Source organism: Polaribacter aestuariivivens, from assembly GCF_005885675.1.
GTDB lineage: Bacteria > Bacteroidota > Bacteroidia > Flavobacteriales > Flavobacteriaceae > Polaribacter > Polaribacter aestuariivivens.
Genome location: NZ_VANR01000004.1, coordinates 278,369 through 293,338, shown reverse-complemented (window position 1 = coordinate 293,338; position 14,970 = coordinate 278,369). Strand labels below are relative to the sequence as shown.

Annotated in this window: 7 protein-coding genes and 1 pseudogene; 3 read left to right on the top strand and 5 right to left on the bottom strand. The window is 31.7% G+C overall.

What is annotated here, in order from left to right:
- Positions 1–71: 71 nt before the first annotated feature.
- From FDT66_RS09235 to FDT66_RS09225, 3 genes are all read left to right on the top strand, one after another.
- A complete protein-coding gene (locus FDT66_RS09235; RefSeq protein WP_138535886.1) occupies positions 72–2,327 on the top strand; it encodes a TonB-dependent receptor in 2,256 nt (751 codons plus the stop codon).
- Between the two features lie 41 nt (positions 2,328–2,368).
- On the top strand, positions 2,369–2,776 hold the full coding sequence (locus FDT66_RS09230; RefSeq protein ID WP_138535885.1) for a heavy-metal-associated domain-containing protein: 408 nt from the start codon (positions 2,369–2,371) through the stop codon (positions 2,774–2,776).
- 102 nt (positions 2,777–2,878) lie between these two features.
- Positions 2,879–6,226, top strand: a complete 3,348-nt coding sequence (locus tag FDT66_RS09225; protein ID WP_138535884.1) for a T9SS type B sorting domain-containing protein — start codon at positions 2,879–2,881, stop codon at positions 6,224–6,226.
- A gap of 4 nt (positions 6,227–6,230) precedes the next feature.
- On the opposite strand, the gene FDT66_RS09220 is transcribed toward FDT66_RS09225, so the two are convergent.
- The 5 genes and pseudogenes from FDT66_RS09220 to FDT66_RS09200 all read right to left on the bottom strand — a co-directional run bounded on the left by FDT66_RS09220 (position 6,231) and on the right by FDT66_RS09200 (position 14,866).
- Positions 6,231–7,505, bottom strand: a complete 1,275-nt coding sequence (locus tag FDT66_RS09220) for a Y-family DNA polymerase (protein ID WP_138535883.1) — start codon at positions 7,503–7,505, stop codon at positions 6,231–6,233.
- Positions 7,502–7,867 (bottom strand): S24 family peptidase, encoded by a 366-nt coding sequence (locus FDT66_RS09215; protein WP_138535882.1) that lies wholly within the window; start codon positions 7,865–7,867, stop codon positions 7,502–7,504. Before FDT66_RS09215 ends, FDT66_RS09220 begins: the two co-directional genes overlap by 4 nt.
- Positions 7,868–8,006: 139 nt before the next feature.
- Positions 8,007–9,437, bottom strand: coding sequence for an SLC13 family permease (locus FDT66_RS09210; RefSeq protein WP_138535881.1), 1,431 nt, complete (start codon positions 9,435–9,437; stop codon positions 8,007–8,009).
- Positions 9,438–9,743: 306 nt separating this feature from the next.
- A pseudogene (locus FDT66_RS09205) lies at positions 9,744–10,028 on the bottom strand (adenosylhomocysteinase); the annotation flags it as partial.
- 71 nt (positions 10,029–10,099) lie between these two features.
- Positions 10,100–14,866, bottom strand: a complete 4,767-nt coding sequence (locus FDT66_RS09200; RefSeq protein WP_138535880.1) for a CBM96 family carbohydrate-binding protein — start codon at positions 14,864–14,866, stop codon at positions 10,100–10,102.
- Between the last annotated feature and the right edge of the window lie 104 nt (positions 14,867–14,970).

Sequence of the window (14,970 nt, the reverse complement as noted above, 5' to 3'; positions counted from 1 at the left end):
TAGTAATACAGCTAATACAATCTTCTTTCTGTAGAAGAAAAAAATAGTTATTTATTATAAAATTAATACTCATGAAAAAATATATTTTTAGTAGTTTTTTACTACTGTTTCCAATTATCTTTTTTGCACAAAGCAATTTAAAAGGAATGATAATGGACAAACAAAATCCTAAAGATAATTTAGGCGTTTCAGGCGCAACTGTAAATTGGTTAAATACCTCAATTGGAGCTGTAACTGATGAAAAAGGATGGTTTACAATTCCTTATAAACCTGAATATAAAAAACTAGTAATAAGTTATCTTGGTTACAAAACAGATACAATTACCATTACTAGTTTAAAAACAATTCATCACTTTATAACACCAGAAAGTGAGCTTCAAGAAATTACCATAAAAAGTAAACGAGATGCAATTCAAAAATCATTATTTGCTACTGCAAATATGTTTACCGTAAATAATGACGAATTGTTAAAAGCGGCCTGCTGTAATTTGGCAGAAAGTTTTGAAACAAATCCTAGTATAGATGTTAGTTTTTCTGATGCTTTAACTGGTACAAGACAAATACAAATGTTAGGTTTAAAAAGTCCGTATTTATTAATCACGCAAGAAAACGTGCCATCAGTTAGAGGTGCTGCACAAGCATTTGGTTTAACTTTTACACCAGGAACTTGGGTAGAAAGTATTCAAATTACAAAAGGAGCAGGAAGTGTTGTAAATGGTTACGAAAGTATTTCTGGTCAAATAAATGCAGAATTGGTAAAACCTTTTTCTGACAATAAATTCTTTTTAAACGCTTACAGTTCTTTAAACGGACGCTTAGAATTAAACACTCATTTTAATGAAAAGATTTCTGAAAAATGGCAATCTGGTTTATACATTCATGGAAATTATAGAGGAGAAAAATTCGACAATAACAACGATAATTTTTTAGATGCTCCTTTAGCAAATCAAATAAACGTTATGAACCGTTGGCAATATACAGATGCTCAAAATGGTTGGGTAAGTTTTATTAATTTTCGTTATTTAGCTGACGAAAAACAAACAGGAGAACTCAATTTTTACCCTGAAACAGATAGAGGAACAACAAATGCTTGGGGAAGTGAAATTGATACAAAACGTTTTGAAACTTCAGCAAAATTAGGTTATGTTTTTCCTGAACTTCCGTTTCAAAGTTTTGGCTTTCAGTTAGCTTATAGCAATCATCAACAAGATTCTTATTTTGGATTGAACGTGTACGACGTTCAGCATGAAAGTGTGTATTCCAACCTACTCTTCAACTCAATAATTGGTGATACTAGAAACAAATTTAAAACAGGAATTAGCTTTACCTATGATAAGTATGATGAACTTGTTGAAGTAGGTACTTTTAATGAAAACTTTAAAAGAAAAGAACAATCTGTAGGTGCATTTTTTGAATATGCATTCGATAATTTAGACGACTTTAGTTTTACTGCAGGTTTGCGAGTAGATTCACATAATTTATTAGGAAATTTCATTACACCAAGATTACACTTAAGATATGCTCCTTGGGAAAATGGAGTTTTTAGAGCTTCTGCAGGAAGAGGAAAAAGAAGTGCGAATATTTTTGCTGAAAATCAACAATTTTTTGCAAGTTCCAGACAAATTAATATTGATAATGTAGGTGGAAACATTTATGGTTTAAACCCTGAAATTGCTTGGAATTATGGAATTTCTTACATGCAAAAGTTTAAATTATTTGATCAAAAAGGAGATCTTACCTTTGATTTTTATAAAACAGATTTCAATAACCAAGTTGTGGTAGATTGGGAAAATCCGCAAGAAATTTCATTTTACGATTTAGATGGAAAAAGTATTGCTAATAGTTTTCAAGTTGAATTGTATTATCAATTAAGTAAAGGATTTAATTTAAGAACAGCTTACAAGTATTTTAATGTAACTACAGATTATAATAGCGGAAATTTACAGAAACCTATTCAACCAGAAAATAGGTTTTTCGCAAACCTTTCTTACGAAACAATAGCAAAAGATAACGGAGCTCAATGGAAGTTTGATGCTACATTTAATAGTATTGGAAAACAGCGTTTACCAAACACAAGTACAAACCCAAGTCAATATCAATTGGCAGTGTTTTCTAATACTTTTCAACTACTAAATAGTCAGGTTACAAGAGTATTTTCAAATAAATTTGAAGTGTATTTAGGCGCCGAAAACTTAACAAATGTTCAGCAAAAAAATCCTATTTTAGCAAGTGACAATCCTTTTGGCGCAAATTTTGATACTACTATAGTATATTCACCAATTTTTGGTCGTGCAATTTATGCTGGTTTACGATTTAAAATAAAATAAGCCACACAGTGGTATTCAATAAAAATTAATTAAAATAAAAAATGAAAAAAATAATTTTAGTATTAAGTTTATTCTTAGTGGGTTTTGCAACGCAAGCACAAGAAGTCAAAAAAGAAAAAAAGAATAAAAATGCAAAAGTAACTTTTAAAGTAGATGGCATTTGCGGTATGTGTAAAAAACGAATTGAAACTGCAGCTTTAAAAACCAAAGGCGTAAAATTTGCAATTTGGGATGTAAAATCGCATCAAATGAACTTAATTATGGACGAGAGAAAAACAGATGTAACCACAGTTCAAAAAAACATTATGGCTGTTGGTCATGATATTTTATTAGACAACGACAAAAAATTAGTTGCAAAAGACGAAGCTTATAATTCTGTACATCCTTGTTGTAAATACAGAGATAGCAAAATTGTAGAAGACCATAATGGAGAATTAAAAAAACAGTAAATTATTTCCATTTATAAAATGATAAAATCCACGCAAATTGTGTGGATTTTTTTTTGAAATGAAAGAGATAAATAAGCTTAAATCCTTATTTTTACAAACCCAATGAATAAGTTTTTTTTAATAGCCCTTTTTTATTTATTAAGTTTTAATTTGAACTCTCAAATTACCTTAACCTATAATGTAGGTAATACACCTACAAAAACAAATAGTTCTTTTTGTTTGAATGAAGAATCGTGGGCAAGAGTATTTACGCTCTCTGATTTTGGCATATCTAATACAGATCAATTCATTATTAAATCTGCTCAAGTTGCTGTAAGTAATATACATGATGGAGCAACTTTAAACTTTGGAGTACTAGTTATAGATGAAGATTTTCCAAATTTTAATGATAAATATATCGGTGGTGGTAGAATAGTAACCCATCAGATAGGTGATACTCCAGAAATTATTCAAATAGATTTCGAAACTCAAATTGTAGTTCCTTCAAAAACGAAAAGAATTTTAGTTGTAGTTAGTCAGGATCAAAATTTTGGCAACCCCGATTATAAAAAAGCCATTATTGCTGGTACCGAAAAAGATAAAGACTTTTCATGGTTTCAAGGATGTAGCACATATTACCCATATATAAGAACTGACAAATTAGATTTTCCTGCCCCAAATGCTAATTTCTTTATAAATGCTACTGGCGAAAAAAGAAGCGTAATAAACTCTAAGGAAAATACTACTTTATCTCATAGCATAGGTGACGATTTAGTAACAACAAGCATACCTTCCTGTAAGGGAGGCTTAATGAATTGGGCGAGAAAATTTGACTTATCTGAATTTGGTATAAATTCTAATGAAGAATATATTATTAAAAGTGGAGATATTGGAATTAGCGGTGCAGGATGGTTAGCCAACGTAACATTTAATATTTATAAAATTGATAATAATTTTCCTTCTTCTTTTTCTAAAAGCGACTTAATTGGAAGTAGTCAAAAAAAAGTAATTAATCCTTTTTCATGGAACTCAACTAGTTCAAAAATCATGAAAACAGATTTTGAAACTCCTATTACTATTCCTGCTGATGTTGAAATGATTTTAGTTGAAGTCAAAAGAGGAATAGAATACGGAGATGGACTGCTTTTTGTTTCTGGAACCAAACAAGAAAATGATGACTCTTGGTATAGGGGAGATTGCCCTTTTAATACTTTAAATGAGTATAAAACTATAAATCAAATATTATCAAATCCTAGTAACGATATAAATTTCTACATAACTGTTAACGGAGAAGTGAAAACAGTTTTTCCTTTTGAAATTACAAACGATAATGACTGTGATAATAGAATTAATAATTTTAGCTTAACAAACCAATCAGAAATAAAATCTGTAATTTGGAATTTCGACGATCCAACTTCTGGCACAAATAATACCTCAACTTCAATAGATGTAAATCATCAATTTACCGATGCTGGAACTTATAATGTTACAGCGGAAGTTGTTCATACAGACAATACAAGCTATACCATTCCTAAGAAAATAGAAATTTTCGAATCACCAAACATCAATTCTTCTGTTTCCTTAAAACAATGCGATAATAGCGATATTGATGGTTTTAGCTTCTTCAATTTAAATGAAGTTAAAGAAAAAATTATATCAAATCCAGAAGATTATACGATTACCTTTCACGAAGAAAAAATTGATGCAGAAAATAAAGGAACAGCGATTGCCAACATTACAAATTATAAAAACGAACAAGTAAGTATCGATAAAATTTGGGCAAGAGTAGAAAACAGTAATGGTTGTTTTGATATTAGTGAAGTAAATTTATTAGTTTCTACAACCCAAATTCCTCTGAATTTTTCAAAATCGTTTTATCAATGTGATGATGGTACAAATACAACAGATGGAATTGCAACTTTCGATTTTAGTGAGGTAAACAATGATATTATCAACCTTTTCCCAGCAAATCAACAATTAGAAATCACCTATTACAGAAATGAAGAAAATGCTTTAGCTGAGCTAAATAAAATTACAGATATTTCTAACTATCAAAATACGAGTTCACCAAATCAGCAAAATATTTATATAAGAGTAGATAGTAAAACTGACAATTCTTGTTTAGGTTTGGGTGCGCATATTTCTTTAAATGTAGAAAAAGTTCCAATTGCAAGCCCTGTTACAATTAATCCTGAATGCGATAATGATAGAGATGGATTTTATGCTTTTGATACTTCCACAATAAATACTATAATTATTGGCACACAAACTAATGTGGCTGTTACTTATTTTGATGAGAATGGAACACCGCTTTCTAGTCCATTACCAAATCCATTTATAACGGCTTCACAAAATATTACAGCAAGAATTGTAAATACAAACTCCCAAGATAAAGACGGACAATGTTTTGATGAAACTATACTAAGTTTTATAGTAAATTCTGTACCTATTGCAAATGCAATTGCTCCACAAGAAGAATGTGATGATGATTTTGATGGAATTATAAGTTTTGATACCTCAGCAATACAAGGCACAATTCTAGGAGCTCAAACAGGTTTAGTTGTTAAATATTTTGATGAAAACAACAACATTTTACCAAGTCCATTGCCAAATCCTTTTACAACAGCATCTCAAACCATTAGAGTTCGTTTAGAAAACCCAATTTACGATGTTTGTTTTGAAGAAACTACTATAGATTTTATAGTTAGAGAAAAACCAACTGTAAACGTAATTAAGGAAGATATTATTTGTATGAATGCCAACCCTCAATTACAAATTAGCGTTGAAAATCCAAATTCTAATTATAGTTATACTTGGAGAGATGAAAACAATACCGTAGTTGGTAATTCTGAAAACACAACAATTTCCAAAGGAGGGATATATAGTGTAACAGCAACTTCTGTTTATGGTTGTAATTCTGAAGAAGCTAGTATTACCGTAAAAGAATCTTCAGTGAGTACTATTCGTATAACTGATCTTGAAATACAAGATGATTCTGATAATAATTTTATAAAAATTAATACCACGAATCTTGGTTTAGGAAATTATGAATTTAGATTATTAGATTCGAACTCTAATATTTTATTCGGATATCAAGATAATTTAAATTTCGAAAATCTCGACGGAGGAAATTATATTATAGAAGTAAACGATAAGAATGGTTGTGGTAGCATACCTTTTGAAGTTTCACTAATTAGTTTTCCGAAATTCTTTACACCAAATGGAGATGGAAAAAATGACATTTGGCAAATAAAAGGATTAGAAAAAGGTTTTTATAAAAGTGGAGAAATAGTTATTTACAATAGATATGGAAATCGTATAACTAATTTTACGATAAATGATGTAGGTTGGGATGGAACTTACAATGGAAAAATATTACTTTCTAATGATTATTGGTTTAGCGTGATACTAATTAATCAAAACAATGAGATAAAAAAAAGAGTTGGTAATTTTAGTTTATTAAGAAAGTAAGTTCTCACTTTACTCCTCCAATAGTTAACAACTCACTCCATTGAGTAGTAAATCTTGGGCTTCTGTGTTCTTTAATTAGCGCCCATTTTTTTTCGCGATTGCCAACAGTTGCGAGTTTTACTTTATTTTTACCAAACTTACTGTTTAATGCATCAATAACTTCAGTCAATTTTGAAGATTCACTTTTTTGAGGTTGATAAAATAAATTCGTTTGAATATCTGTATCTGGTACTAAACCAAACAAGTTTACGCCTACTTTTTTGTAACGGTATCCTTTTTTAAAAATAGCTCTCAATCCTTTTAAAGCCTCTTGTGTTAATTTTACAGTACTATTTGTAGGAACCTCTAAAGTGATGATAATTTTATTACGATATTGATTATCAATATTACTAAACGAATTGGTGGTTAAAAAAATTTCAATATACTTGGCTGCCGAGTTTTGCTGGCGTAATAAATCTGCCACTTCTGCTACATAATAACTAGTTGCTTCTTCAATTAAACCATAATCTTCTAACTTGTAGCCAAAAGATTTTGCAGTACCAATTCCTTTTTTGGCATCAACCTCTACTGTCATTTCATGGCAAGGTAAGTTGTTAAGCTCTCGCCACAAACGCTCACCAACTACTGTCATTTCTTTACGAACCCAAGCCAATGGTAACTTTGTAAAATCGAAAGCGCTTATGGCTCCTGTATTTTCTACTCTAATCTTATGCTTTCTTCCAATTCCCCAAATATCTTTCACCTTAAAATAATGTAACATTGCTATTCGCTTTGCTTCATTTTCTACAGTATAAACACCATTGTTTTCAGTTACTTTTTTGGCAAATTTATTCGCCATTTTAGACAACGATTTTGTTTTGGCAACACCCACTCCAACAGGAATTCCTGTATTTTTATGAACTCTTTCTTTAATTCTATGAGCGATTTCATCCAATTCATCAATAGCGTAATGCGATAAATCCACAAAACTTTCATCAATACTATATTCTTCTACAATTGGCGAAAATTCTCTCAAAGTATCCATAACACGTTGAGACATATCTGCATACAAGGTGTAATTTGATGAAAAACAAGTAACATTATTGGCTTTTAAAATCTCCTTAATTTTAAAAACAGGCTGAAACATAGGAATGTGTGCCAAGGCTTTTGCTTCTTTATTGGCAGCAATTATACAACCATCGTTGTTACTTAAAACCACAACTGGTTTTCCTTGTAAATCGGGTCTAAAAACTTGTTCGCAAGAAGCATAAAAACTGTTACAATCTACTAAAGCTATCATAAAGTAGATTTTATAATATAGGTAATTACTCCCCAAAGTTGAAGCTCTTCTTTAGAGTTGGAATCTATTCTATTAATTTGAAAACATCCTTCTTGCACAACAACTGCTAATTGATTATTTTTTGGTGTGAGCGATTTATCAATAATTAAAACATCTTTCTCAAAAATTTCAAATTCGCTAAAACTATTATCTGCAACTCGCACATAAAAAGTGGCTGACGGATTTTCGATTAAAGCATCGTTTAAATCTATTCTTGGTTCTGTATAATGTGTTGCAGGACTTGAAAAACCCGTCTGATTTGGACGCACAACTCTGTAGCTTTTTTTCGTTTTTTGAATTCGTTTTACTTCTTCCTGTTCCACACTTTAAAATTACGAGAAAAAGAAATATAGAATTGTTAAATTAAAAAGAACTAATTAACAAATTTAAAATACCTTGATTATCAGTGTTTTATAAATAAAAATTTCTAAAGTCTAATTTTTAGTCTTATTCAAAAATAGACTAGAAAAACAACGGAATTACATATTGATAGTACAAAATTAGTAAACCAACAGCTATTATATTTAAGACAACTCCAGCTTTTACCATTTGATTAACTTTTACATAACCACTTGCAAAAACAATCGCATTTGGTGGTGTTGCCATGGGTAACATAAAAGCACAACTACTTGCCATAGTTACAGGAATTAATAAATTCAAAATCGGAATATTTAATCCGATAGCAATACCTGCTACAACTGGCGCTAAAACTGCTACTAAAGCAACATTGCTCATGAGCTCTGTCATAAACAACATCAACACAATTAATAAAGAAACTGTGAGTAAAATTGGGAAGTTACCAGCTGCAATTGTTTCGGTTATTAAATCTACCAAACCACTAGAAGCCATTCCTTTTGCGAGCGCTAAACCTCCTCCAAAAAGAATTAAAATACCCCAAGCTAATTTTTGGGTATCATTCCATTCTAAAATAAAATTTCCTTTTTTAAAATTTAGAGGAATTGCAAATAACGAAACAGCACCTATTAAACTGATAATGGTATCAGACAATTTTAGTTCTGGAAAAATACTATTGATAATTGTCCTGGTAATCCAAAGTGAAACTGTAATGGCAAAAATGGTTAATACTCTTTTTTCTTCTTTGGATATTTTACCCAGTTTTTTAAGTTCGTCATCTATAATAGTTCCTGATGCTGTAAATAAAATGTCTTTGCAAGGAAACATCCATTTTACCAATACAAAATAAACTGCAGTTATCATCAATAGCGAAAAAGGTAAGCCAAAACTCATCCAAGTTAAAAAGGATATTTGGATGTTGTATTGATTTTCAAGTAAGCCAATTAAAACAGAGTTTGGTGGTGTACCAATAACGGTTGCAATTCCACCAGCATTTGCTCCAAAAGCGATACCTAACATAATACTTAAAGCAAAATTTTGATCGCCTTTTGTAAAACCATCTTCGTCTTTTATTAATAATCTAATTACGGAAATTGCAATGGGCAACATCACTACTGTACTTGCTGTATTGCTAATCCACATGCTCATAAATGCTGTGGCCAACATAAAACCCAAAACTACTTTTTCTGGTGTTGTGCCTGTAAGTTTTACAATGGTTAACGCAATTCTTCTATGTAAATTGACTTTTTCTAACGCTAAAGCCAACACAAAACCTCCAAAGAATAAAAAGATAATTGGACTCCCATAATTGGCGCCAACATCTGCAATGTCCATAACTTTTAACAACGGAAAAAGTAGTAAAGGCAATAATGCTGTTACTGCAATATGAACGGTTTCTGTAATCCACCAAATAACCATCCAAACAGCCACTGCAATTACTGCATCTGCTTTGTCTGAAATTAAAGTGATTGGTAAAAACTGAATCAAAAAAAATAAAATGGGACCTAGTAATAAGCCTATTTTTTTGGTTGGTTGCATTTTGGTTGATTAATATGAATGCAAAATACTAAAAAGTAATCTTCAAAAAACATCTCACTACAAATTTGATGTAAAATCATTATTTTAAAATTCTGAAAGTTTGCTTTAAGGATAGAAACGACATCCTTTTTTGAAAAATGAAAAAAAGATATAGCCTTTCGTCTTCGCTCAAGATAAATTCTTAGCCTGTTAAAACGCCCAAATAAAAAAATCCCTACAAATTAATGTAAGGATTTTTGAGTTTTATGAGATTCTGAAACAACCTTTCGACTGCGCTCAAGGTGACATTTTCAGAATAACGCTTTATTAATATCTATATTGCTCTGGCTTGTAAGGTCCTTCTTGAGTAACACCAATATAATCTGCTTGGTCTTTACGCAATTCTAGTAACTCTACACCAATTTTTTCTAAATGTAATCTTGCTACTTTTTTATCTAAATGTTTTGGTAACATATACACTTCGTTTTTATACGCATCTGCATTGTTCCATAATTCCATTTGTGCCAAAGTTTGGTTGGTAAACGAGTTACTCATTACAAAACTTGGATGACCTGTTGCACAACCTAAATTTACCAAACAATCTTCTGCTAAATTAGAAATAATCGATTTAAACAAAAAAAGGAAAATTTTAAAAACTTAAAATTTTCCTTTTTCACTCTGTATTATTTCTTAATTATTTTTTTAGTTTCCAAAATGCCTTTGTTTTGAATTCTTACAAAGTATATACCAGATTTATTTTTTAGTTGAATCTTCATTTTTTCATTTGTAACTGCTATTTTTTGGATTAATCTACCAATACTATCATAGATTGTAATTGTGCCATTTTCTATATCTGCATCATTAATATGTACCGTTAAAGATCCTGATGTTGGATTAGGATACACAGAAGCAAACTCAATAAGTTCATTAGAAACAACATTTAACGTTTCTTTAGTATTTGCATTTTTAGCGCCTGAAGCACTACCGTTAATTATCAAAACAGGAGCATTTGTACCCTCTTTACTTGATATGGTCATGTAATTATCTGTAGAACCTTTTATACCTAAGGTTACTTTATTATCATCTTCAGCGCTTTTTTCGTTTATAACAAAATTGGTTACATCTACATCATAAAATCCATTACCATTGAATGATACATTTGTTATATAATTACCGATAGATGGTTTATTATTCCAAGTGATATTGTTTTCATTCCAATTATCATCATCAACTTCATAAATATTTACTGTGCCATTACTTCCTGTATTATAGAATCTTAAAGTAGCAGAAGTTATATTTGAAACCGTGCTTACATCAAACATTAAATAACCATAACGTTTAAGTCCATTTCCATTTTTTTGTCTAATCTGTAAACTGGATGCTGAACCAAAATTGTCATTTTTATAACTTCCATTTCTAACATGTGCATCATGCACTACAGCTAAAGTAGTTGAACTTTGACAAGCAAGAGTGGTTGATGTAATTGATTCACTTGGTACAGAATCACCTATATTATTATAGGCAATAACTTTAAATCCATAGCTTGTACTTTCTGTAAGCCCTGTGGCACTGAACGATGTAACATCAGCCGCTAGCGTTTGATATAGTTCATAAGCACCTCCATCTACACTTCTAAATAATTTAAAACCATCTTCATTATCTGAATTGTCTGACCACGCAATATCTATTGATGTACACTCTACTTTTGTAACAGGCAGCATTGTAGGTGCAATTGGCACAGTTGGACAAACACTAGTTGTTTTATTAACTTGTGCAGCAGCAGAATTTCCAGCTTCATTATATGCTTCAACTCTAAAACTGTACTCAGTATTCTCTTCTAAACCAGTTACAGAATAACTAATAATGTTTTCTGCTGTTGTATGAATACTTATATAATTTATACCTCCATCTGTACTTTGTAGAATTTCAAAACCATCTTCGTTATCCGAATTATCAGTCCAATCAAGGTTTATTGAATTACAATCTCCCTCTGTAGCCTCAAAAACTAAAGGTGCATTTGGCACAGTTGGACAAGTACTAGTTGTTATAAGGTCTGTTCGTGCAGCAGCAGAATTTCCAGCTTCATTATATGCTTTAACTCTAAAACCGTACTCAGTATTTTCATCTAAACCAGTTGCGGTATAACTTTCAATGTCCTCTTCAGTTGTGTGGTATAATGTGTAAGCACTACCATTAATACTTTGCATGATTTTGAAACCGGTTTCATTATTTGATGCATCATTCCAAGTAAGTTTTATAGAGGTACAAGTTTCCTCTGCTACTTCAAGTAGAGTTGGTTCATCTGGTATTGTTGGAGAAGCAATTGATTTTCCAATTACTTCTACCTCAGCAAGTTTTATTTTAGTAGACCCAATGGCTTGGATTCTAATATATCGCCCAGTAGCACCCAAGTTATTTAATGAAAATTTTCTTGAAGGTGTACCATCTTTTAAATATTCATAATTTGCGATGTTTCTAGCACTTGTTAAGTCCATTGTTCCAAAAGGAGTGTCTGAAATTAAAACATAAAAATCTTTAAAATGTGGTGATGGTGTTTCTATGTCTTCACCCTTCAGTTCTACGCTATTCCAAAGGTCAATAAATTCTATTTCTTTTATTTCTCCTAAATCAAGGTCGAACCAAGGCTCGTTTTCAACGTTTGTTGAAGAAATACTTCCTACAGAAACCAATCTTTGTTGGTAATACTCTGCGTTTATTCTACCGTTATTATTACCATCAACCGCTTTATGAGCACCAGCATCAATACTTGTTACATCTCCATAGGATAAAGACGTATCTGTACTACTTTGAGTTACTGTTCCAAGCCTACTTATCATTTCCAGCTTAGGTGCTAATGCAGCAGGCGACTCCGTTTGTGGTGATGCAAATACTCCTGAAGAAGGGGCGTTTTTTATATTTACTCTAACAGGAAAACTAGTATATGCGTAGGTGCGTCTGTTAGGTAAATTTTCATTAATGATAAAGTACAATTCATTGGTTGTAGCGTCTTTATAAACACCATTAACAGTTAAATACTCTTCAAATTTCGCCTGAGATGCAAACTCATAAATACGTGTTGGATATCCTTGTCTTAATGTCCCTTGAGCCAATGCTTGTCTAATTCCCATATTATAACTTCCAAAATCATCAGTAATAATACCGTCTACTTCAAATTTAAAATCATTAGTGGCATAATCAACTTCTAATGTCGAGTCATCCAATATGGTAAATGTAGTTGGTCTTGTAGTAATATCAGATGTATTTAAAATAATTGAATTATCGCCATGTTCTACATAATTCTCTGGTGTGCCTGGGTCTTCTTTTTCTATTTTGTATAACTTAGTAACATTTTCTGTTGTTAAATTCACAAATATCCAAGGTGTAAAACCATTATTTCTGGTTTTTAGAGAGCCATCATTATTTTCAACTAATTTTGAAACTTGAATGCCATAGCCTAAATCTACCATTTTAATATTCTCGAAAGTATGGTTGTGTGCATGCTTCCATAAATACGCCCCTATAGCATTTGAATTTTTACCTGAGATAAAAACATCCTTAAAAGTATAGTCTGCTTGATACGTTATAGATAAGCCTTGGTTTACTCCCCATGCATAAAATCCATCAAAAACAGAACGCGACTCATGGTTTACACCCATTTCTCTCTCTATAGACTTTAATCCTAAAGTAGTATTAATAACTGTGGTATTCTCCATAATTAACGCCACTTCTTGAGGCATAACACCATCACCTTCACTACTGTAGCCATTTACACTTAAAGGAAAATTATCTACCTCATATCCTGGTCTTTGTGCTAATGCAGCAGCATCCATTCGTACCTGATTAGTGCTTACTGGATTCATATTCATAACACCTACTCCTTGTTTGGCATTTACAATAACATTGCCTTTACAAACAACAGCTCTTCCTTTTAATCCTAAACCTTGTCCTGAAAATAAATAATCTTCGTAAGTTATAACAGAACGATAAGGACTTTCGGAATGTCCTTTTTTAACATCAATTACTAAATTATCTTCCCAAACTCCTGTCTCATTTCCAGCTTCTGATACAATACCTGCACCAGTTACATCATATACTACATTATCTGAAATCGTTGCATTAGCATCGTGATGCGTGATTCCCCATCCTGGGTTACCCCAAACAACATTTCCTGTAACATAAGTCATGCTTGATGTAGCAACAGAACCAGTATGATGTAAATGAATAGAATAACGCCCTCTAGAATTTGTGATTTCGTTTACAGGGTTTTTTACCGTTTTAACACATTCTTGACCTAATGGCGAAGAGAATGATTTAAATGTTTTTGGCTCCACCCATTCATCCCAAATAAAATCATCTAATAGTTTAGATTTGTCTGTTCTTCCCATATCTACAAACGCGGCATTCCTTACTTGGACATTTATATCGTTGTGCATTGCCATAAAATGACCTCTTCTATGAACCTGTGAAATATCAGTAGAACGAAATGTAATATTACGTGTTAAATTCCCAACATAACAGTGTAAATTATCTGCAGCTCTTCCTTGATGGTTTTTTAATAAATTAGAAGTACAAGTAATGGTTTTATCTGTAATATAATCTATTACGCTTACATCTTCACCATTGTTTGAAGCGCCTTTATTTCCTCCTGAAGAAATCACGATTGTGTCATCCTCTTCCCATCCTGTTGGCGTAGTGCTTAAAACTACCTTATTTTGTCCCGATAAGGCATCAATAGACAATTTAGACATGCCTAGTTTTTGTTTACCAATAATTTCAACCTGTCCCATTAATGCTATTCCAATGGATACTTGATCTGGATCCCACTCATGTCTTCCTAATACACCTGGTCCATCTGATATGACGTTTCTAGATGTTTCGGTAACTGTTGTATTGGCAGCTAAAGCATCTGCATGAGTTTTATACCTATAATTGTTTCCTATGGTTTTAGTGACTTCATAAGTAGTTTTTCCATCACTATAATGGGACATTGCACTGCTATTCCATGTTTGCGAATAACCACTTGTTCCAGCTTTATGCGCCTCTATATCAAATGGAGAAATACTAACGTCAATTTTTCCATCAGTAGTTGCGCTGGCTAAAAATTTCACTGTAGACATCATGGTGCCTACAAATGTATCAACCGTTAAAGTGGTAGTTAGTGAATTGTTGGTTTGAGTACAATTAAATACACCATCAACTCTTATTGCAAAAATATGAGCCGATGATTGTCCGCTATAATGTACGGTTATGCCACTTGGTATAACAACAATTGCTCCATCACCTGGAACTGTTTCAGTGTCCCATGTAGAACCATCAAACCAAGATCCTTCTTGTACAGCAGTATGTGTTGCTGTGTTAGTTGGTATTAGAGCTCCTAAATTTTGTGAGTAAACCGTTGAGCAAACAAATAACAGTAAAATTATAAGAGTATTAGAATTAAAAATTTTCATTTTTTGGGTTTTGGTGGTTAGTAAATAAATAATTTTAGTTGTCTACAACAACACTAACGCTAAAGTATATTTCACAAAAGCATTTAAGGTTTAATGATTATCAA

Excerpts from the sequence above, each read along its gene's own strand:
- FDT66_RS09230 (WP_138535885.1), top strand. The coding sequence starts at position 2,369 with ATGAAAAAAATAATTTTAGTATTAAGTTTATTCTTAGTGGGTTTTGCA.
- FDT66_RS09225 (WP_138535884.1), top strand. The coding sequence starts at position 2,879 with ATGAATAAGTTTTTTTTAATAGCCCTTTTTTATTTATTAAGTTTTAAT.
- FDT66_RS09200 (WP_138535880.1), bottom strand. The coding sequence starts at position 14,866 with ATGAAAATTTTTAATTCTAATACTCTTATAATTTTACTGTTATTTGTT.
- FDT66_RS09235 (WP_138535886.1), top strand. The coding sequence starts at position 72 with ATGAAAAAATATATTTTTAGTAGTTTTTTACTACTGTTTCCAATTATC.
- FDT66_RS09210 (WP_138535881.1), bottom strand. The coding sequence starts at position 9,437 with ATGCAACCAACCAAAAAAATAGGCTTATTACTAGGTCCCATTTTATTT.
- FDT66_RS09220 (WP_138535883.1), bottom strand. The coding sequence starts at position 7,505 with ATGATAGCTTTAGTAGATTGTAACAGTTTTTATGCTTCTTGCGAACAA.